Genomic DNA, 21,211 nt, shown 5'->3' on the forward strand with positions numbered 1-21,211 from the left:
CGATGCGGGATTTCAGTTAAGAACCGCTAACATCGTGTCGTCGTCAGGGTGGACGCCCGACACGAAGACGTGTGGAGAAGTATGGATCAGCAGCGGTACGCGATCATAGGTGCGGGCCCGTCGGGCCTGTCTGCGGCGCGCGCGCTCCAGAAGGCGGGCATCGCCTTCGACGGCTACGAGGCCGGAGCGGGCGTCGGGGGCCTGTGGGACATCGACAACCCCCGGTCGACGATGTACGAGTCCGCGCACCTCATCTCGTCTCGCACGACGACGGAGTTCGCCGAGTTCCCGATGGATTCCACGGCCGACTATCCGAGCCACAAGACCCTCATCCGGTACTTCCGCGACTTCGCCGATCGTTTCGGCATCACCGAGCGGTTCCGCTTCGACACGAAGGTCACCTCCCTGGAGCCCGTCGGAGAGGGATGGATGCTGCGCGCCACCGCTCGCGACGGTGATCTCGCACAGCGCTACGACGGCGTCATCCTCGCCAATGGCACGCTGGCCGAGCCCAACGTCCCGACCTTCCGGGGCGAGTTCACGGGCGAGCTCATGCACACCTCGGCATATAAGTCCGCGACACAGCTGACGGGCAAGCGCGTGCTCATCATCGGCGCCGGCAATTCGGGCTGCGACATCGCCGTCGATGCCGTGCACCATGCGGCATCCGTCGACATGAGCGTGCGCCGCGGCTACTACTTCGTGCCGCGCTACCTCTTCGGCAAGCCCTCCGACACCCTCAATCAGGGCAAACCGCTGCCGGCCCGCATCAAGCAGTTCGTCGACAAGCGCGTCCTGCAGGCGTTCACGGGCGACCCCGTGCGTTTCGGATTCCCGAAGCCCGACTACAAGCTCTACGAGTCGCATCCGATCGTCAACACCCTCATCCTCAACCATCTCGGGCAGGGCGATCTGCAAATCCGGCCCGACATCGACCGGTTCGACGGCAAGACCGTGCACTTCCGCGACGGCTCGTCGGCCGAGTACGACACGATCCTGCTCGCGACCGGCTACACGCTCGACTACCCGTTCGTCGCGCGTGACCAGCTCAACTGGACGGGCTGGTCGCCGAAGCTCTTCCTCAACGTGTTCCCTCCCTCGTTCAACGGGCTCTACGTCATGGGCATGATCGAAGCCTCGGGCATCGGCTGGCAGGGCCGCTACGAGCAGGCGGACCTCATCGCGTCCTACCTCTCCGCTCCCCCGGTGCAGCAGGCCGCGTTCCGCCGTCGCGTCGCGGACGAGCCGTGGCCCAATCTGACCGGCGGATACAAGTACCTGGGGCTCGAGCGCATGTCGTACTACGTCAACAAGGACGCCTACCGGGCCGCGGTGAAGGATGCCGCGGCAGAGCTCCGCCGCGATCCCTCCGCATCCAGCGCCTCGCACAAGCCGTCGAAGAAGAAGGCGCGCGCATGAATCCCGACGACATCGCCCTGAACTTCAACCCGGGCACCCTGGTGATCCTCAACGTCGTGCTCGGGCTCATCATGTTCGGGATCGCGCTCGATACGACGATCGACGACTTCAAGGCCGTCGCGCGCAAGCCCAAGCCCTTCGTCATCGCGATCCTCGCGCAGCTCATCGTGCTCCCGGCGGTGACGTTCGGCCTGACGCTCATCCTGCCCGTGACGCCCTCGATGGCGCTCGGCATGATCCTCGTCGCGTGCTGCCCACCCGGCAACATCTCGCAGGTGCTCACGCATCGCTCCGGCGGCAATGTCGCCCTCTCGGTGTCCATGACCGCCGTGTCGAACGTCATCTACATCTTCGTGCTTCCTCTTTCGGTCGCGTTCTGGGGATCGCTGCACCCGACCGCACGCGGACTGCTCGAGACCGTCGAGCTCAACCCCTGGACGATGCTGATCGACATCCTCCTCATCATCGGCTTGCCGTTCGCTGCCGGCCTCCTCATCCGCAACCGCCTCCCCTCGTTCGCCATCAAGGTCCAGCCGTTCGTGAAGTGGTTCTCGCTCCTCGCGCTCGTGGGGTTCATCGTCGCAGCGCTCGCGGGCAACTGGCAGTTCTTCATCGCGTTCTTGGGCATCATCGTGCTGGTGGTGACGGTGCACGACGCCGTCGCCCTCGCGATCGGCTACGGCACGGCGGTGGCCGGAGGCCTGGGCACGCGCGAGCGCAAGGCCATGACGTTCGAGGTCGGCATCCGCAACGCCGGACTCGGCCTCGGTCTCGTGTTCGCCTTCTTCGGCGGCCTCGGCGGCATGGCGATCGTCGCGGGCTGGTGGGGCATCTGGGACATCATCGCGGGGCTCCTCGTCGCGGCGCTGTGGGCGCGGCACACGAAGAAGCGGACGGGTTCTTCGAAGGGGGATGCCTCGCGCCACGCGACGCCGGAGGTCACCTCGTGACACGGGTCCTCGTCACCGGCGGGGCGGGCTTCCTCGGCTCGCACGTCGTCGCGGCCCTCGTCGCGCGCGACGACGTCGACCTCGTCGTCGCGGGCGATGTGCGACGGCCGGAGCATCCCATCGAGGGCGTCATCTACGACGACTGCGACGTGACGCGCTCCGCGGGTCTCGTGCCGCTGCTCGAACGACACGGCATCGACGTCGTGGTGCACCTCGCGGCGATCGTCAACCCCGGCCGAGATCACGATCTCGAGTACCGGGTGGACGTCGACGGATCACGCAACGTCCTGGACGCCTGCCGCGCCGCGGGCGTGCGTCGCCTGGTCGTCTCGTCGTCGGGCGCGGCCTACGGCTACCACGCCGACAGCCCGGAGTGGCTCATCGAGACCGACCCCGTACGCGGCAACGACGAGTTCGCCTACTCGAAGCACAAGCGGCTCGTCGAAGAGATGCTCGCCGCGGCGCGCGAGAGCGACCGGCAGCTCGAGCAGGTCGTGTTCCGGATCGGCACGATCCTCGGACCGACGGTGCAGAACCAGATCACCGCCCTGTGGGACGGCCGCGCGATCCTCGCGATCGCAGGCGCCGACTCACCCTTCGTCTTCGTGTGGGTCGACGATGTCGCCGGCGCGATGGCGCGGGCCGCGACCGACGGGCCCGCCGGCATCTACAACGTCGCCGGCGACGGCCGCGTCACCGTGCAGGAGCTCGCGAAGCGGCTCGGCAAACCGCGCGTCACCGTGCCGGCGGGAGTTCTCGCACTCGGTCTGCGCATCGGGCGCGCGCTGCGCCTCACGGTGCACGGCCCCGAGCAGGTCGGGTTCCTGCGCTATCGCCCCGTGCTCGACAACACCGCTCTGAAGCAGGAGTTCGGCTTCACGCCCGCCAAGACCTCGGCCGAGGCGTTCGAGGCGTACCTCGCGACCCACCCCGGGGTCGCGAGGTAGGTGCCTCAGAGCCCCTGCCAGTCCGGCTTGTGGGCGAGCGCGTAGCGGTAGTAGTCGCTGAGCTTCAGGTGCGCCGCGGCGGCCTCATCGACCACGACAGTGGCGTGGCGGTGCAGCTGGACGGCCGAGCCCGGGCTGCTGGCCGTCACCGGACCCTCGAGTGCCGCGGCCACGGCATCCGCCTTCGCATCGCCGAACGCGAGCAGGAACACGTGCCGCGCCTCGAGGATCGTGCCGATCCCCTGCGTGATGCAGTGCACGGGTACGTCGTCGGGCGAGTCGAAGAAGCGCGCGTTGTCGATGCGGGTCGGCTCGGTGAGCGTCTTGACGCGCGTGCGGGATGCCAGTGAGCTGCCCGGCTCGTTGAAGCCGATGTGTCCGGTGCGTCCGATGCCGAGGATCTGCAGGTCCACTCCCCCGGCGGCGGCGATCGCCGCTTCGTAGTCCTCGCCCGCGGTCTGGATGCTGGTCGCGTTCTCACCCGGGACGAGCACGCGCGCGGGGTCGAGTCCGAGCGGCTCGACGACCTCGCGTGTGATGACCGCGCGGTAGCTCTCGGGGTGGCCCACCGGCAGGCCCACGTACTCGTCGAGCGCGAATCCGCGCACGTGCGAGACGTCCAGCCCCTCCGCGGCGACGATGCCCGCGAGAGCCTCGTACACCCGCAGCGGCGTCGACCCCGTCGCGAGGCCGAGCACGGCATCCGGCTTCGCGGCGATCAGGTCGGCGATCGCCCGCCCGACGATCCCCCCGGCCTCCTGCTGGTCCTTCACGATGAGCACTTCGGCCATGGTTCCTCCGTCGGTCTGGGGGTCGCGGGTGATGCGCGCCACGGTATATCTTCGCCACTGAAGGCATGCCCCCGCCACTCGCGCCCGGCACGAACTCCATCCCGGGCTCGGATGACCCTCAGGGAGACACGATGAAGTTCATGCAGAGGCTCGGCCGTTCGTTCATGCTCCCGGTGGCGGTGCTGCCGGTCGCCGCGATCCTCGTCGGCCTGTCGAACTGGGCGATCGGGATCTTCGGCCCCAACGTCGTCTCGACGTTCATCAGCGCGGCCGGCATCGCGATGCTCGACAACATGGCGCTGCTGTTCGCTGTCGGCATCTCGCTCGGCATGGCGAACAAGACCGACGGCACATCGGCTCTTGCGGGGCTCGTGTCATGGCTCACGGTGCAGGCGATCCTCGCCCCTGTGACGGTGTCGGTGCTCTACGGCATCGACGTCGAGTCGGTCGATCCCGCGTTCGGCCGCGTCAACAACGTCTTCGTCGGCATCGTCTGCGGCCTCATCGGCGCATGGAGCTACAACAAGTTCAAAGACACGAAGCTCCCCGACGCGCTCTCGTTCTTCTCGGGTCGCCGGTCCGTCGCCCTGGTCGCTGCCGGCGTCTCGCTCGTCTTCGCGGCCATTCTGCTCTTCCTCTGGCCCTTCGTCTTCGGCGGTCTCGTCATCTTCGGCGAGTGGATCGTGACTCTCGGGCCGGTCGGCGCGGGCATCTACGGCTTCCTCAACCGTGCGCTGATCCCGCTCGGCCTGCACCACGCCCTCAACTCGGTGTTCTGGTTCGACGTCGCCGGCATCAACGACCTCAACAACTTCCTCGCGGGGTCCTCGGGCGACGGCGTGTACGGAGTCACGGGCCAATACATGACGGGCTTCTTCCCGATCATGATGTTCGGTCTGCCCGGAGCCGCTCTCGCGATGTACGTCACGGCCAAGACGACCCGCAAGAAGGTCGTCGCGGGCCTGCTGCTCTCCGCGGCGATCTCGTCGTTCTTCGTGGGGGTGACCGAGCCTCTCGAGTTCTCGTTCATGTTCCTCGCGCCGTGGCTCTACCTGACGCACGCCGTCTTCACGGGCATCTCGCTCGCGATCGCGTCGATCCTGCCCGTGCGAATGGGCTTCGGCTTCTCGGCCGGGTTCACCGACCTCATCCTCCAGTGGACGAACCCGCTCGCGCAGAACCCGTGGATCATCCTCGTCATGGGCGTCTTCTGGTTCTTCGTCTACTTCTTCGTCTTCCGCTTCTTCATCCGCCGGTTCAACCTCAAGACGCCCGGCCGCGAAGACGACGATGTCGTCGAAGAGGTCGGCGACGCCGCCGTCGGCGAGGACAAGTTCGCCCTCGCCGGAGCGAAGTTCATCCGGGCCCTCGGCGGCAAGGACAACATCATCGAGCTCGACAACTGCGCGACGAGGCTCCGCATGGAGATCGCCGACACGTCGAAGGTGGATGACGCGGCCCTCAAGCGCGCCGGCGCCTCCGGCACGATCAAACCCGGTGGGCACTCGGTGCAGGTGATCTACGGCCTCAACGTGCAGTTCGTGAAGGATGCGATGGAGCAGATCATCGAGGGCAAGCTCGACGTGCCCGAGGCGATAGAGGCGTTCCCGGGCGCCACCGCCGCTGAGACGGGCTTCGCCGCGGGCGTCGCGACGGCCGTCGGTGTGCCGAACGTCGCGGCCGCGACGATCGCGGCCGGCGCGGCGGCCTCGTCGAAAGCGGATGCCGCGGGCCCCGTCATCCGGCTCCTCCAGCCGATCGAGGGCGCGGTCGTGCCCCTCGCCGGCGTGCCCGACCCGATGTTCGCTCAGGGGGTCATGGGCCCCGGGGCGGCGATCGACCCGTCGGGCGACACGGTCGTCGCGCCCGCTGACGCGACGGTCGCCTCGGTCTTCCCCACGGGTCACGCGATCGGACTCGAGCTCGACGGCGGCGTCGAACTGCTCATCCACGTCGGCGTCGACACCGTGAACATGAAGGGCGACGGCTTCGAGGTGCTCGTCGAGGCGGGTCAGAAGGTGTCTCGCGGGACGCCGCTGCTGCGCTTCGACCGCGCGAAGATCGAGGCCGCAGGACTGTCTGCGATCACGCCCGTCATCGTGCTGAACGACGAGACCGCGAGCGTCGCCTTCGACTGACAGGCGCGCTCGTTGGGGCCTGCTCGTTCCGGCGCGACTCCGGCGTGTCGCGGCCGCAGACCTTTGCTCGCGAGGCCGTTGAACTTCCGGTTCACACGCGTGCTCTGCGCGCCGTTGAACTTCCAGTTCACACGCGTGCTCTGCGCGCCGTTGAACTTCCGGTTCACCCGCCTGCTCTGCGCGCCGTTGAACTTCCAGTTCACACGCGTGCTCTGCGCGCCGTTGAACTTCCAGTTCACACGCGTCGATGCGCAGGAGACGTGTGAACCGGAAGTTCATCAGTGCGAACTGACCAACGGGCCCACCAGCGAATCCCGCCTGTGTGAACCGGAAGTTCATCGCCCCACGCGCCTCCCTACGACCAGCCCGCCCACGACGTGTGAGCCGCAGGTTCAACAGCGTATGGAGATGGTCCGGGGCGACGCGACACGCCGATGACCCCTGGCCGGTATCCACGCGACACGCCGATGACCCCTGGCCGCTGTCCACGCGACACGCAGAGCAGCCCGAACCGCGCGAGGACGAGCGCAGCGACAGGTCAGCGGTCGAAGCCCTCGGCGATCAGCTCGATGAGCTCCTCGCGCTCCTCGACGGCGAGGAACGCGCCCGCGGCCGCGTTGAGCTGGAACGCCTCGAGATCGTCGAGCGTGTAGTCGAACGTCTCGGCGAGAAGCGCCAGCTCGCGCGTGAGCGACGTGCGGCTCATCGTGCGGTTGTCGACGTTCACCGTGACGGCGAACCCCAGCTGATAGAGCAGGTCGAAGGGGTGGTCCTCGAGCGTCGTGCCCCACTGCGTGATCGCGCCCGTCTGGAGGTTCGACGACGGCGACAGTTCGAGCGGGATCTCGCGATCACGCACCCACCGCGCCAGATCGCCGAACTTGACGTAGACCTCATCGGCCTCGCTGGAGACGACCTCGAGGTCCTCGGCGATCCGCACGCCGTGCCCGAGGCGCAGGGCGCGTCCGTCGATGAGCGCACCCCGGATCGAGTCGAGACCCGCCGCCTCGCCGGCGTGCACCGTCGCGGGGAAGAACTCCGACGCGAGGAAGTCGAACGCCGCGCGGTGGTTGCTCGCCGGGAACCCGTCCTCGGGGCCGGCGATGTCGAACCCGACGGCGCCGCGCCCGCGCCACGCGACGGCGAGCTCGGCGATCTCGAGCGACCGGTCGGTGTGGCGCATCGCGGTGATGAGCTGACCGACCCGGATGTCGGTGCCGGCGCGCTCCGCGGCATCCTCCCCCTGGTCGATGCCCTCCTGCACGGCCGCCACGACCTCTTCGAGCGACAGGCCGCGTGCCAGGTGCTGCTCGGGCGCCCAGCGCACTTCGCCATAGATCACACCGTCGGCAGCGAGGTCCTCGACGAACTCGCGTGCGACGCGCGTGAGGCCCTCACGCGTCTGCATGACCGCCGTCGTGAGGTCGAACGTCTTTAGGTACTCGACGAGCGAGCCCGAATCGCTCTTCTCGGCGAACCAGTCCGCGAGGTCGTCGGCGTCGGACTCGGGGACATCGAGCCCGATCGCGTCGCCCAGCTCGATGATCGTCGCGGGCCGCACGCCACCGTCGAGGTGGTCGTGCAGCGAGACTTTCGGGAGACCCCGGATCGAGAGTCCCTGCAGGTCGGCATCGCCGTGCTGATCGATGGGCATGATGTGCTCCTTCGTGGAGGTCAGGCGGTGATGCGTTCGAGGACGAGTGGAGTGGATGCCGGGGCTACCGCCCCCACGTCCCACGCGCCCTCGAGGGCGTCGAGCGCGCGCTCGAATCGGGAATCATCGTGACCCAGCAAGGTGAACACGGGCTGTCCGGCGCGCACGGCATCGCCGGGCTTCACGTGCAGGTCGATGCCCGCGGCGTGCAGGATCGGGTCCTCGGCGCGGGCGCGGCCCGCGCCGAGCCGCCATGCCGCGATGCCGAAGGGCAGTGCCTCGATGCGCGTCACGAAGCCGTCAGCGGCAGCCGTGATCGTATGGGTCTCGCGCGGCTGCGGCAGCGCGGCATCCGGATCCCCGTCCTGCGCGCGGATCATGGCACGCCACGTGTCCATCGCGCGGCCGTCCTTCAGAGCCTCCTCGACGTCCGCGTCGGGCTGGCCTGCGAGGGCGAGCATCTCCCGCGCGAGCGCGAGCGTGAGCTCGACGACGTCGGCGGGGCCCCCGCCCGCGAGCACCTCGACGGACTCGCGCACTTCGTTGGCATTCCCGATCGCGAGCCCCAGGGGCGTGTTCATGTCGGTCAGGAGCGCCGTCGTCGCGACGCCCGAGTCGGTGCCGAGCGCGACCATCGTGCGGGCGAGCTCGCGCGCACGATCGACGTCGCGCATGAACGCGCCCGAGCCGAACTTGACGTCGAGCACGAGCGAGTCCGTGCCCTCCGCGATCTTCTTCGACATGATGCTCGACGCGATGAGCGGGATCGCCTCGACCGTGCCGGTGACGTCGCGCAGGGCGTAGAGCTTCTTGTCGGCGGGCGCGAGGCCCGAACCCGCGGCGCAGATGACGGCGCCCACATCGCGCAGCTGCGCGAACAGCTCGTCGTTCGACAGCGCTGCGCGCCACCCCGGGATGGACTCCAGCTTGTCGAGCGTGCCGCCGGTGTGCCCGAGGCCGCGGCCGGACAGCTGCGGCACGGCCACGCCGAAGGTCGCCACGAGCGGAGCGAGCGGGAGGGTGATCTTGTCGCCGACACCCCCGGTCGAGTGCTTGTCGACGGTCGGCTTGCCCAGGCCAGCGAAGCTCATGCGCTCGCCCGAGGCGATCATGGCGTCGGTCATGACGCGGATCTCGTCGCGCGTCATCCCGTTGAGGAGGACGGCCATCGCGAACGCCGCCATCTGCGAATCGGCGACGTAGCCGCGTGTGTAGGCATCCACCATCCAGCGCAGGGCGTCTTCCGGGATCGCCGTGCCGTCGCGCTTCGCGCGGATCACATCGACGGCATCATGGGGTTCGACGTCGGTCATCGCGCGGCTTCTTCGAGATCGCGGGGACCGAAGGCGTCCGGCAGCACTTCGTCGATCGTGCGGATGCCCGAGACCGTCTCGAGGAGCATCCCGGGTACCGCGTGCTCGAAGAGCAGCTGGCGGCAACGACCGCACGGCATGATCGTGTGGCCGTCGTTGTTGACGCACACGAACGCGACGAGCTGGCCGCCGCCCGACATGTGGAGTTCGGACACGAGCCCGCACTCGGCGCACAGCGTGACGCCGTACGACGCGTTCTCGACGTTGCACCCCTGCACGATGCGGCCGTCCGATACGAGCGCCGCGGCGCCGACCTTGTAGCGCGAGTAGGGCGCGTAGGCGCGATGCATCGCCTCCGTCGCGGCCGCACGCAGCTCGTCCCAGTCGATGTCGGTCACGGATGCCTCATCCCTTTATGTACGGTTTGCCGGCCGCTGCAGGCCCGCGGATCTGTCCGGCGAAGCCCGCGACCGCGAGGATCGTCACGACGTACGGCAGCATCGCCATGAACTCGCTCGGAATCGGGGTCTGCAGCACCGACAGCAGGTTTCGCAGGTTCGTCGCGAACCCGAACAGCAGCGCCGCGAGCGTCGCCCGGATCGGATCCCAGCGACCGAAGATGACGGCGGCGAGCGCGATGAAGCCGAGGCCGGCCGTCATGTCCTTGGTGAAGGCGGGCACCGAGACGAGCGTGAAGTACGCGCCGCCGATGCCGGCGATGGCCCCGGCGAGCGAGACGTTCCAGAACCGCGAGGTGTTGACCTTGATGCCGACGGTGTCGGCCGCCTGCGGGTGCTCGCCGACCGCTCGCAGCCGCAGACCCCACCGGGTGCGGTAGAGGCCCCAGGCGACGACCGCGACCGTCGCGTACATGAGGTACCCGATGAAGGTCTGGTTGAACAGGACCGGTCCGATGATCGGGATGTCTCCCAGGAGCGGGATCTTCCACCGCTCGAACGTGACCGCCCGGTTGAGCGTCGACTCGTTCGGCACCAGCAGCGCTCCGTACAGGAACCCGGTGAGTCCTGCCACGAGCACGTTGAGCACGACACCGACGATGACCTGGTCGACGAGGTACTTGATCGAGAACGCGGCGAGCACGAATGCGACGAGCACGCCGCCCGCCATGGCCCCGATGAGTCCGACGAACGGGTTGTGGGTGATGCTCGAGAGCACCGCCCCCGTGAATGCTCCGAAGAGGAACTGACCCTCGATCGCGACGTTGACGACGCCGACGCGTTCGCCGATGACACCGCCCAGCGCACCGAAGATGAGCGGGATCGACAGCGACACCGCGCCGAACAGCAGACCCGTGACGGGCACGAGGCCGCCCGCGGCCGCCCACACGAGGAACGCGAAGATGGCGAGGAGCCCGTAGACGATCGCGAGCCACATCCCGCTCTTGCGGTAGCTGTAGGCCTGCCAGACCGCGAGCAGGGTCAGCACGAGGAGCACCGCCCAGACGATCCAGCTCGTCGCGGCGGTCGGCACCGAGACGACGGGGAGCGTCAAGGACGAACTGGCATCTCCGAGGCGGAAGCTCGATTCACCCGTCCGCGGCGAGAACAGGAAGAGGAGTGCGAGCAGGACCGTGACGATCCCGAGTGTGATCGCGAGCTTCCACGACCGCACCTTGACGGTCGTCAGCTGCGGAAGGCCCGACACATCGGCCGATGCGAGAGCGGTCATGACATCACCGCCTTCTTCGCCGCCTTGGCTCTCGCCTTGGCCGCCTTCTCGGCATCGGTCTTCGGGAGGAAGAAGATCGTGCGGATGAGCGGCGGAGCCGCGATGAAGAGCACGATGAGCGACTGCACGACGAGCACGATGTCGACCGGGATGCCCTGCGACGCCTGCATCGTGAACGACCCCGCCTTGAGAGCGCCGAAGAGCAGACCGGCGGCGAAGACGCCCCACGCGCGGCTGCGACCGAGGAGGGCGACCGTGATCGCGTCGAAGCCGATGCCGGCGTCGATCGTGCTGTCGAACCCGGTCGTCACGGCGCCCTGGATCTGGTTCATGCCGGCGAGGCCCGCGAGGCCGCCCGCGAAGAGCATCGCGTAGATGTACATGCGCTGCACCGAGATGCCCGATGCCCGTGCGGCGTGCGGGTTCTCCCCGACGGCGCGCAGACGGAAGCCCAGGCTCGACCGCTCGACGAGCCACCACACGAAGACCGTCGCGCCGATGACGACGACGAAACCCCAGTCCAGGAGGGGGAAGCGCGGGCCGAAGAGCTCGGGGAACTGGGCGTTCGCCGGGGTCGCTGCCGAGATGGGCTGCCCACCCGACGGGCGCTGCAGCACGCCGGGCGTGCGCACCATCCACTGCACGAGGTAGATCGCGACGTAGTTGAGCATGATCGTGAGGATGACCTCGTGCGCACCCGTGCGCGCCTTGAGAAGCCCCACGATGCCGCCCCAGATCGCACCGCCCGCGATGCCGGCCGCAAGCGTGACCGGCAGCTGCAGGAACATCGGCAGGTCGAGGTTGAAGGTCAGCAGCGCCGCGACGGCGCAGCCGATGAGGATCTGCCCCCGGGCGCCGATGTTGAACAGGCCGACGCGGAACGCGAGCCCGACGCCGAGGCCGGCCGCGATGAGCGGAGCGGCGAAGCCGAGCGTGTTCGTGAGCGGACGGATCTGGGTGAGGAAGTCGTCGGCCCGCGCGTTGAAGATCGACCCGCGGAAGAGCGCCTCGTAACCGCCGTAGACCGAGTTCCAGATCGCGACGAACGTGTCGCCCGGCCGGCTGAAGAAGTAGACGGATGCCGTCTGCACCTCTTTGTTCGTCACGGCCATCAGGATGCCGCCGACGATGACCGCCGCGACGATCGCGAGGAGCGTCGTCACCCAGTTGCTGCGGAGCAGTTCCTTGAGGAAGACGTTCTGACGCGGCGCGGGCGCGAAGTCGTCGGCCTTCGGCGACGTCGCGGACTCGCCGCCCGTGAGCGGGCCCGAGACCGGCGGCAGCTGCTCGGGGGGCAGCCCCTTCAGGGGCTCGCCGGCTCCTGGTGTCTGACCGCTCACGCCGCCGCCTCCTCGGGCTTCTCGCCGGCCATCAGCAGGCCGAGCACGTCACGGGGGGTGTCGCCGGGCACGATGCCGACGATGCCGCCGCGGTACATCACCGCGATGCGGTCGGCAAGGGCCGAGACCTCATCGAGTTCGGTCGAGACGACGACGACCGGGATGCCGGCATCCCTCGTCTCGATGATGCGCTTGTGGATGAACTCGATCGATCCGACGTCGACGCCGCGCGTCGGCTGCGCCGCGACGAGCAGCTTGAGCTCGCGGCTCATCTCGCGGGCGATGACGACCTTCTGCTGGTTGCCGCCCGAGAGGGTTCCGGCGGGGACCTGGGAGCCCTGCGTGCGGATGTCGTACTCGGTGATCCGCGCCTTCGCGAACTCGTCGAGCACCGCGCGGCGGATCGTGCCGCCGCGGACGAACTCGGGGTCGGACGAGCGGTCGAGGATCAGGTTCTCGGCGACGCTGAAGCCGCCCACGAGGCCGTCCTCGGTTCGGTCTTCGGGCACGAACCCGACGCCCTCGTCGAGGATGCCGCGCACGGACTTGCCGACGAGTTCGCGGCCGTCGAGCGCGATCGAGCCGGTGACCCGATCGGCGAGACCGACGATCGCCTCGACGAGCTCGGTCTGGCCGTTGCCCTGCACACCCGCGACGGCGAGGACCTCGCCGGGGCGCACTTCGAAGTTCACGCTGTCGACGACGACCGTGCCGTCGGGTGCGATGACCCGCAGGTCGGTCACGACGAGGCCGCCTTCGCCCACCTTCGGGGCGTCCTTGTGGACGGTCAGCTCGACCGCTCGACCCACCATGAGCGATGCGAGCTCGGTGTTGGATGCCGTCGGGGATGCCTCGCCCACGACCTTGCCGAGGCGGATCACGGTGATGCGGTCGGCGACCTCGCGCACCTCGCGGAGTTTGTGGGTGATGAAGACGATCGAGGTGCCCTCGTCACGCAGCTGGCGCATGATCGCCATGAGCTCGTCGGTCTCCTGCGGCGTGAGCACCGCGGTGGGCTCGTCGAAGACGAGGACCTTGGCCTCGCGCGAGAGCGCCTTGATGATCTCGACACGCTGCTGCACGCCGACGGGCAGATCGCCCACGAGCGCATCGGGATCCACTTCGAACCCGAACCGCTTCGCGACATCGCGGACGTGCTGACGTGCCTTCGGCAGGTCGAGGGCGCCGAGCGCCTTCGTGTCCTCGTGGCCGAGCATGACGTTCTCGGCGACCGTGAAGACGGGGATGAGCATGAAGTGCTGATGCACCATGCCGATGCCGGCGGCCATGGCATCGCCCGGCCCCCGGAAATGCTGGACGACATCGTCCAGGAGGATCTCGCCCTCGTCGGCCTGGTAGAGGCCGTAGAGCACGTTCATGAGGGTGGACTTGCCTGCGCCGTTCTCGCCCAGGAGGGCGTGGATCTCACCCGGTTCGACCACGAGATCGATGTGGTCGTTCGCGACGAGAGTCCCGAACCGCTTCGTGATCCCACGGAGCTCGAGCTTCATAGATGCACCTTATCCAGTGTCATGCGCGGCCCGGAAGGACTGCGCCGGGGATGACCGCGGCCGGGTGGATGCGTCATCCACCCGGCCGCGGCACGGTACTGCGGTTCGCTTACGGCGAGCTGGGCGAGGTGACCTCGAGCTCACCCGAGATGATCTGCTCCTGCAGGGTCGCGAGCTCGTCGGTCAGGCCGGCGGGCAGCTGCGACTCGAACGAGCCGAAGCCGGACAGGCCGACGCCCTCGTTCTCGAGCGTGCCGACGTACGGCGTGACGTCGAAGTCGCCACCGGCCGCCTGCGTCGTGGCCTCGTAGACCGCGACGTCGATGCGCTTCATGATCGAGAAGAGCACGAGGTCGGCGACCGACGGGTCGGCGACGGCGAGGTCGGAGTCGACACCGATGAGCAGGCTGCTGGAGCTGGCCTCGGTGATCGCGGCTGCGGCGCTCTGGTAGATCGGGCCGCCGACGGGCAGGAGGACGTCGACACCCTGGTCGAGAACACCCTGCATGGCCTGCTTGGAGTCGTCGTTCGCCTCGAAGTTGTTCGTGAACGAACCCTCCTGGGTCGCGACGTCCCAGCCGACCGTGCCGACCGAAGCGCCCTTGTCTTCGTTGTACTTGCCGACGCCGTCGACGAAGCCGTCCATGAAGATCGTCACCGGCGGGATCTTGATGCCGCCGACCGTGCCGACCTTGTTGACTCCGGCCTCAGCCGACCACGCCGCCGCGGCGTAGCCGCCGAGGTACGCGGCCTGGACCGTGTCGAACATCAGGGGCTTGATGTTGGGCGCGTCGGTCGTGCCGTCGAAGTCGGCGTCGGCCCAGTCGTCGATGATCGCGTAGTCGATGTCGGGGTTCGCGGTCGCCGAGGCGATCGTGTCGGCCGACAGCTTGAAGCCGACCGCGACGATGAAGTCGCAGCCCTCGGCGACGAGGTTCTCGAGGTTCGACGCGTAGTCGTTGGCGCTGCGCGACTCGACCTCGATCGGCGTGACACCGAGCTCCTCGGCCGCGCGCTCCATGCCCTCGAGGGCCGACTGGTTGAACGACTTGTCGTTGAACCCGCCGTCGTCCGACACGAGGCAGGGGACGAAATCGAGGGCTTCGGGAGCCTCCGAGCCTTCGCCGCCGGTCTCGGGCGCTGCGCCACAGCCCGCGAGGACAAGGGCGAAGGTCGCTGCTGCTGCGGCAGCTCCGACGAGCTTCTTGGTGCGTGAGATGGTCAACTCAGCCTCCACATCCATGGCCCCGCGTCTCTCACGGGGACGGTAAACGTTACCGAGTGTGACGCGACAGTTGCATGGTTCGCATCTCCCGAACGGGGAATGGTTACAAAGACGCAATAACCCCGACATCCGCCTCGTCAGAGCACGTCGCCGCGGCCCGTGAGCTTCAATGCGTCCACGACGCCCTTCACGCGCTGCGCGTGCTCGGTCGTGGTCACCAGGAGCGCGTCCTCGGTGTCGACGATCACGATGTCCTTCACGCCGATCACGCTGATCACCCGGGGGGTCTGACTGACGACGATGCCGCTCGCGGCGTCCGCGAGCACCCGTGCGTTCGATCCCAGGATGGCCAGGTTCTCTTTGCGTCCGCCCGAATTGAGCTTCGACAGGCTCGCGAAGTCGCCCACGTCGTCCCAGTCGAAGTGACCCGGGATGACGGCGAGCCGGCCCTTCGCCGCCGCGGGCTCGGCGACGGCGTAGTCGATCGCGATCTTCGTGAGGGTCGGCCACACGCGGTCGACGACCGGACCACGGGCATCCCGGTCGTCCCAGGCCTCCGCCAGCTCGATGAGTCCCGCGTGGAGTTCGGGCTGATTCGCCTCGATCTCGGCGAGCAGGACGTCGGCGCGCGAGATGAACATGCCGGCGTTCCAGAGGTACGAGCGCGCCATGAGGTACTCGGTCGCCGTCTCGAGGTCGGGCTTCTCGACGAAGCTGTCGACGAGCGCCGCCTCGGGCGCGCCGTCGATGATGAGCCCCTCGCCCTTCTTTATGTAGCCGAACCCGACCGAGGGCTCGGAGGGCTGGATGCCGATCGTGCAGATGTAGCCCTCGCGCGCCGTGGCGACCGCCTGCCGCACCGACCAATCGAACAGATGGGGGACCCGGATGACGTGATCCGCCGCGAACGAGCCGATGATGACGTCGGGCTCGCGCCGCACGAGGATCGCGGCCGCGAGGCCGATCGCCGCGGTCGAGTCACGAGGCTCGGATTCGAGGAAGACGTTCCTGTCCGGGATGCCGGGCAGCTCCCCCTCGACGGCCGCGCGATGCGCGCGACCCGTGACCACGGCGATGCGATCGGGGCCGGTGAGGGGCTCGAGGCGATCCCACGTACCGCGCAGGAGCGTGTGCCCGGAGCCGGTGAGGTCGTGCAGGAACTTGGGCGCATCGGCTCGCGACAGCGGCCACAGTCGGCTGCCGATGCCCCCGGCCGGGATGACGGCGTAGAAATCCTCGATCGTCTCGGTCATCCCCCCAGGCTATCGGGGCCGTCGCGCTCGAGCAGTTATCTCGACATCGAGACAAACTTAGGTGCACCTAATCGCCGCTCCACCGCGGTCGGCGATAGGATCGAGCAAGCGCCCGCGTGACGCCGGTGACCCGAATCCGCATGACGCGGGTCATCTTGGGGCATTCTTCGTCCCCGCTTCATGATCGAGTCAGGGAGGACGGCCGTGTCGGCACCAGCCCGCGTGACACCGTCAGTTTCAGAGACGACGTCCAAAGTCCCCCGCGGCACGCTGTACCGCGGCAACGAAGGCATGTGGTCGTGGGTGCTGCACCGCATCACGGGTGTCGCGATCTTCTTCTTCCTGCTGGTGCACGTGCTCGACACGGCGCTCATCAGGGTCTCGCCCGAGGCGTACGACGCCGTCATCGGCACGTACAAGAACCCGATCATGGCGCTCGGCGAGGTCGTGCTCGTCGCCGCGATCGCCTATCACGCCTACAACGGCCTGCGCATCATCGCCGTCGACCTGTGGCCGTGGGCGACGCGCCACCAGCGGCAGCTCTGGTGGGGCGTCCTGGGCGTCTGGGCCGTGACGATGGCGGGCTTCGCGCCGCGTCACCTCATGCTCGCCTTCGCACCTGGCACGGGAGGGGGTCACTGATGACCGCGATCGCCGATCCTCGTTCCCCGCGCGTCACCGTCCGCCGCAAGGGGCCCAACCTCGAGAAGTGGGGTTGGATCTACATGCGCGTGTCGGGCGTGCTGCTGGTCGTGCTCATCTTCGGACACCTCTTCGTCAACCTCATGGTCGGCGAAGGCATCCACGGCATCGACTTCGCCTTCGTCGCGGGCAAGTACGCCACCCCGTTCTGGCAGTGGTGGGACGTCCTGATGCTGTGGCTCGCGCTCATCCACGGCGCGAACGGCATGCGCACGATCGTCAACGACTACGTCACGCACGACCGCACACGCCGCGTCCTCGTGTGGGCCCTGTGGCTCGCCGCGGCCTTCCTCATCGTCCTCGGCACGCTGGTCGTCTTCACGTTCGACCCGTGCCTCGGCTTCGACGCGTCGACGGCCTCCGACACCATGATCTCCATCTGCTCGTAGTTCGGGCATCCCCGACGACGACTCCTGAAAGCACCCTCTGTGAGCACCCAGACAACCGACAGCTACGTCAAGGACGGCGTCCACTACCACGAGTTCGACATCGTCATCGTGGGCGCCGGCGGCGCCGGCATGCGTGCCGCGATCGAGGCGGGCCCCGGCGCGCGCACGGCCGTCATCACGAAGCTCTACCCGACCCGCTCGCACACGGGCGCCGCGCAGGGCGGCATGGCCGCGGCGCTCGCGAACGTCGAGGAGGACTCGTGGGAGTGGCACACCTTCGACACCGTCAAGGGCGGCGACTACCTCGTCGACCAGGATGCCGCCGAGATCCTCGCGAAAGAGGCGATCGACGCCGTCATCGACCTCGAGAACATGGGTCTGCCCTTCAACCGCACCCCCGAGGGCAAGATCGATCAGCGCCGTTTCGGCGGCCACACGGCCGACCACGGCAAGACTCCGGTGCGCCGCGCGTGCTACGCCGCCGACCGCACGGGCCACATGATCCTGCAGACGCTGTTCCAGAACTGCGTCAAGCTCGGCATCAACTTCTTCAACGAGTTCTACGTCCTCGACCTCATCACGGTGAAGAAGGACGACGGCTCGACCGAGATCGCCGGCGTCGTCGCGTACGAGCTCGCGACCGGCGACCTGCACGTCTTCCACTCCAAGGCCGTCGTCTTCGCGACGGGCGGCTTCGGCAAGATCTTCAAGACGACCTCCAACGCCCACACCCTCACCGGTGACGGCGTCGGGATCATCTGGCGCAAGGGCCTGCCGCTCGAGGACATGGAGTTCTTCCAGTTCCACCCGACGGGTCTGGCAGGCCTCGGCATCCTGCTCACGGAGGGCGCCCGCGGTGAGGGCGCGATCCTGCGCAACGCGAGCGGCGAGCGGTTCATGGAGCGCTACGCGCCCACGATCAAGGACCTCGCACCGCGCGACATCGTGAGCCGCTGCATGGTGCAGGAGGTCGCCGAGGGCCGCGGCGCCGGTCCGCATCGCGACTACGTCCTGCTGGACTGCACCCACCTCGGTGCCGAGGTCCTCGAGACGAAGCTGCCCGACATCACGGAGTTCGCGCGCACCTACCTGGGTGTGGATCCCGTCGTCGAGCCCGTGCCCGTCATGCCGACCGCGCACTACGCGATGGGCGGCATCCCGACCAACAACGACGCGCAGGTGCTGAGCGACAACACGACGGTCGTCCCGGGGCTCTACGCCGCCGGCGAGTGCGCGTGCGTCTCGGTGCACGGCTCGAACCGCCTGGGCACCAACTCCCTCCTCGACATCAACGTGTTCGGCAAGCGCGCCGGTCGCAACGCGGTCGAATACGTCAAGACGGCCGAGTTCGTACCGCTGCCGGAAGACCCCGCCAAGGCGGTGCGCGACATGATCGAGGGCCTGCGCGGCAACACCGGCACCGAGCGGATCGCGGTTCTGCGCAAGAAGCTGCAGGACGAGATGGACCGCAAGGCCCAGGTGTTCCGCACCGACGAGTCGCTCGGCGAAGTGCTCGAGGTCATCGAAGAGCTCCGCGAGCGCTACCGGAACATCCACGTCGACGACAAGGGCAAGCGGTTCAACACCGACCTGCTCGAGGCCGTCGAGCTCGGATTCCTGCTCGACATCGCCGAGGTCGTCGTGGTGACGGCGAAGAACCGCGAGGAGAGCCGCGGCGGTCACATGCGCGACGACTTCCCCACGCGCGACGACGAGAAGTACATGCAGCACACGATGGCGTACCTGTCGGGGGATGCCGGATCGTCGAACGCCGAGGACCACATCCGGCTCGACTGGAAGCCCGTCGTGTTCACGAAGAACGAGGCCGGCGAGTTGCGCTACCCGCCGTTGGAGAGGAAGTACTGATGTCGACAGCCCTCGTCGAGCCCGGTGCGATCGAGACGATCGAAGCCGAGACCACGAACGACACCGGCATCCAGTCGTTCCTCGTCACGTTCATCATCCGCCGCTTCGACCCCGAAGTCGACGAGGAGCCGCGCTGGGTGGACTACGACGTCGAGCTCTACTCGACGGACCGCGTGCTCGACGCGCTGCACAAGATCAAGTGGGAGGTCGACGGCTCGCTGACCTTCCGCCGCTCGTGCGCACACGGCATCTGCGGGTCCGACGCGATGCGCATCAACGGCCGCAACCGCCTCGCGTGCAAGACCCTCATCAAGGATCTCGACATCTCGCAGCCCATCTACGTCGAGGCGATCAAGGGCCTTCCGCTCGAGAAGGACCTCGTCGTCGACATGGAGCCGTTCTTCGCGTCCTACCGCGAGGTCCAGCCGTTCCTCATCGCGAACTCGAAGCCCGAGCCGGGCAAGGAGCGCATCCAGTCGATCGTCGACCGCGAGGTCTTCGACGACACCACGAAGTGCATCCTGTGCGCTGCGTGCACGTCGTCCTGCCCGGTCTTCTGGACCGACGGGCAGTACTTCGGCCCCGCCGCGATCGTCAACGCGCATCGCTTCATCTTCGACTCGCGCGACGACGCCGGCGACGTGCGTCTCGACATCCTCAACGACAAGGAAGGCGTGTGGCGCTGCCGTACGACCTTCAACTGCACCGAGGCATGCCCCCGCGGCATCGAGGTGACGAAGGCGATCGCCGAGGTAAAGCAGGCGGTGCTGCGAGGTCGCTGACCTCGATTGCGCGTGCACTGGCGTCGCCTGTGCCACGATGAGCGGATGGATCGTCCCCCCGCTCCGCTGCGCGCGTCGCGCCTGGCCGTCACCGCCGCCTACGTCTCGCAAGGGCTCGGGTACGCCGTCGTCGTGACGTCGCTGCCCGCCGTCAAGGCGCGCCAACAGGTCGACGACGTCACCGTCTCGATCATCGTCCTGGGAGTCTCGCTCGCCGCGGCTGCGGGATCGATCGTCGCCAATGCGATCGCCGTGCGGTGGGGCAGTCGCGCGGCGCTGGCTTTCGGCCTCTTCGTGCAGGCGCTGTTCCTTCCCGTGATCGCCCTGCCCACTCCCTTCCCGGTCTTCTTCGCCGCCTTCCTGCTGTTCGGTGTGGGCCTCGGCTGCGTCGACGCGGCCGCGGCGATGCAGGGTGTGGCCGTGCAGCGCGCATACGGCAGGCACCTGCTCGGCGGATTCTTCGCGGCCGCGACAGCGGCGGCGATCGTCGGAGCCCTGCTGGTCTCGTTCGTCGCGTTCTCGTCGCTCGGTGCGGGCATCGCGCTGGCGGCGGCGGGCGCCATCGCCCTGCTCGCCGGTCTCGTGGTCGTGCGTTTCGCAGCCCGCGAGGTCCCCGTCGACGAGGCGCTCCCCGTCGGCGAGCGCGCGAAGCTCCCCCGCGCGGGCATCTGGGTGTTCGGCTTCGTCATCCTCGCCGTCTTCATCTCGGATTCGGCGATCAGCACGTGGAGCACCGTCTATCTGCAGGACGAACTGCTGACGCTGGCCTGGGTCGCGCCGCTCGGCTACGCGGCCTACCAGGGGGTCGTGCTGATCACGCGCCTCGTCACCGACCGACTCGTGACACGACTCGGCCGCCGGCCGCTGGTCTTCTCCGCGGCGGTGATCTCTGCGATCGGGTGCGTCGTCGTGGCCCTCCTGCCGTTCCCGGCCGCGGCGATCACGGGCTTCGCACTCGCGGGCGTCGCGAGCGGCATCCTGATCCCCGTCACGTTCGGCGCCGCCGGAGAACTCGCCCCGGAGCACAGCGACCAGGTCATCGCCCGCGTCAACATCTTCAACTACGCCGGATCGATCTTCGGCGCGGTCGTGCTGGGGCTCCTCGCCGACGGACCGGGTCTCGGGATCGCGTTCCTCATCCCCGCCGTCGCGCTCTTCGCGATCCTGTTCTTCGTGCCGCGATTCCGCAACACTCCTGAGGCAGCGCCGTCACCCCACTGAGGTGACGCGAGCACCGATCCG

The 21,211-nt window shown here is 68.2% G+C and carries 18 protein-coding genes; 9 read left to right on the forward strand and 9 right to left on the reverse strand.

Annotation, left to right across the window (positions count from 1 at the left end; translation table 11 throughout):
* Positions 1–81: 81 nt before the first annotated feature.
* The 3 genes from MA876_RS14400 to MA876_RS14410 are packed head-to-tail and all read left to right on the forward strand — an operon-like array spanning position 82 to position 3,316.
* A complete protein-coding gene (locus MA876_RS14400; RefSeq protein WP_248150843.1) occupies positions 82–1,419 on the forward strand; it encodes a flavin-containing monooxygenase in 1,338 nt (445 codons plus the stop codon).
* Positions 1,416–2,369 carry a bile acid:sodium symporter family protein gene (locus tag MA876_RS14405; protein ID WP_248150845.1) on the forward strand — a complete coding sequence of 318 codons (954 nt, stop codon included), beginning with the start codon at positions 1,416–1,418 and terminating at the stop codon, positions 2,367–2,369. Before MA876_RS14400 ends, MA876_RS14405 begins: the two co-directional genes overlap by 4 nt.
* Positions 2,366–3,316 (forward strand): SDR family oxidoreductase, encoded by a 951-nt coding sequence (locus MA876_RS14410; RefSeq protein ID WP_248150847.1) that lies wholly within the window; start codon positions 2,366–2,368, stop codon positions 3,314–3,316. The genes MA876_RS14405 and MA876_RS14410 overlap by 4 nt, the downstream gene beginning before the upstream one ends.
* A 5-nt stretch (positions 3,317–3,321) precedes the next feature.
* Here the strand turns inward: MA876_RS14410 and nagB are convergent, their stop codons facing one another.
* Complete coding sequence (gene nagB, locus MA876_RS14415) at positions 3,322–4,107, reverse strand: glucosamine-6-phosphate deaminase (RefSeq protein ID WP_248151144.1); 786 nt, start codon at positions 4,105–4,107, stop codon at positions 3,322–3,324.
* 131 nt (positions 4,108–4,238) lie between these two features.
* Here nagB and nagE point away from each other — a divergent pair, with 131 nt between their 5' ends.
* Positions 4,239–6,245, forward strand: a complete 2,007-nt coding sequence (gene nagE, locus MA876_RS14420; protein ID WP_248150849.1) for an N-acetylglucosamine-specific PTS transporter subunit IIBC — start codon at positions 4,239–4,241, stop codon at positions 6,243–6,245.
* A gap of 538 nt (positions 6,246–6,783) precedes the next feature.
* Here the strand turns inward: nagE and MA876_RS14425 are convergent.
* The 8 genes from MA876_RS14425 to MA876_RS14460 form a co-directional block, all read right to left on the reverse strand.
* Positions 6,784–7,899 (reverse strand): adenosine deaminase, encoded by a 1,116-nt coding sequence (locus tag MA876_RS14425; RefSeq protein WP_248150852.1) that lies wholly within the window; start codon positions 7,897–7,899, stop codon positions 6,784–6,786.
* A 20-nt stretch (positions 7,900–7,919) separates the two neighbouring features.
* Positions 7,920–9,212: a thymidine phosphorylase gene (locus tag MA876_RS14430; RefSeq protein WP_248150855.1), complete on the reverse strand. Its 1,293-nt coding sequence runs from the start codon at positions 9,210–9,212 to the stop codon at positions 7,920–7,922.
* Complete coding sequence (locus tag MA876_RS14435) at positions 9,209–9,610, reverse strand: cytidine deaminase (RefSeq protein WP_248150859.1); 402 nt, start codon at positions 9,608–9,610, stop codon at positions 9,209–9,211. The genes MA876_RS14430 and MA876_RS14435 overlap by 4 nt, the downstream gene beginning before the upstream one ends.
* 7 nt (positions 9,611–9,617) lie before the next feature.
* On the reverse strand, positions 9,618–10,901 hold the full coding sequence (locus tag MA876_RS14440) for an ABC transporter permease (protein ID WP_248150862.1): 1,284 nt from the start codon (positions 10,899–10,901) through the stop codon (positions 9,618–9,620).
* On the reverse strand, positions 10,898–12,241 hold the full coding sequence (locus tag MA876_RS14445) for an ABC transporter permease (RefSeq protein WP_248150865.1): 1,344 nt from the start codon (positions 12,239–12,241) through the stop codon (positions 10,898–10,900). Before MA876_RS14445 ends, MA876_RS14440 begins: the two co-directional genes overlap by 4 nt.
* Positions 12,238–13,752 (reverse strand): ABC transporter ATP-binding protein, encoded by a 1,515-nt coding sequence (locus MA876_RS14450; protein ID WP_248150868.1) that lies wholly within the window; start codon positions 13,750–13,752, stop codon positions 12,238–12,240. Before MA876_RS14450 ends, MA876_RS14445 begins: the two co-directional genes overlap by 4 nt.
* A 109-nt stretch (positions 13,753–13,861) precedes the next feature.
* Entirely contained in the window at positions 13,862–14,977 is a 1,116-nt protein-coding gene (locus MA876_RS14455; RefSeq protein WP_248150870.1) for a BMP family lipoprotein, read from the reverse strand.
* A gap of 137 nt (positions 14,978–15,114) precedes the next feature.
* Complete coding sequence (locus tag MA876_RS14460) at positions 15,115–16,230, reverse strand: mannose-1-phosphate guanylyltransferase (RefSeq protein WP_248150872.1); 1,116 nt, start codon at positions 16,228–16,230, stop codon at positions 15,115–15,117.
* 204 nt (positions 16,231–16,434) lie between these two features.
* Between MA876_RS14460 and sdhC the strand changes: the two genes are divergently transcribed.
* From sdhC to MA876_RS14485, 5 genes are read left to right on the forward strand one after another with little or no spacing between them, the layout of a single operon-like run.
* Positions 16,435–16,872, forward strand: coding sequence for a succinate dehydrogenase, cytochrome b556 subunit (gene sdhC / locus MA876_RS14465; protein WP_308221664.1), 438 nt, complete (start codon positions 16,435–16,437; stop codon positions 16,870–16,872).
* Positions 16,872–17,321 carry a succinate dehydrogenase hydrophobic membrane anchor subunit gene (locus MA876_RS14470; protein ID WP_248150874.1) on the forward strand — a complete coding sequence of 150 codons (450 nt, stop codon included), beginning with the start codon at positions 16,872–16,874 and terminating at the stop codon, positions 17,319–17,321. The genes sdhC and MA876_RS14470 overlap by 1 nt, the downstream gene beginning before the upstream one ends.
* 39 nt (positions 17,322–17,360) lie before the next feature.
* Entirely contained in the window at positions 17,361–19,187 is a 1,827-nt protein-coding gene (gene sdhA / locus MA876_RS14475; RefSeq protein ID WP_248150886.1) for a succinate dehydrogenase flavoprotein subunit, read from the forward strand.
* A complete protein-coding gene (locus MA876_RS14480) occupies positions 19,187–19,969 on the forward strand; it encodes a succinate dehydrogenase iron-sulfur subunit (RefSeq protein WP_248150888.1) in 783 nt (260 codons plus the stop codon). Before sdhA ends, MA876_RS14480 begins: the two co-directional genes overlap by 1 nt.
* A gap of 45 nt (positions 19,970–20,014) precedes the next feature.
* A complete protein-coding gene (locus MA876_RS14485; protein ID WP_248150891.1) occupies positions 20,015–21,190 on the forward strand; it encodes an MFS transporter in 1,176 nt (391 codons plus the stop codon).
* Positions 21,191–21,211 lie beyond the last annotated feature (21 nt).

It is taken from the genome of Microbacterium aoyamense (assembly GCF_023155855.1).
GTDB lineage: Bacteria > Actinomycetota > Actinomycetes > Actinomycetales > Microbacteriaceae > Microbacterium > Microbacterium aoyamense.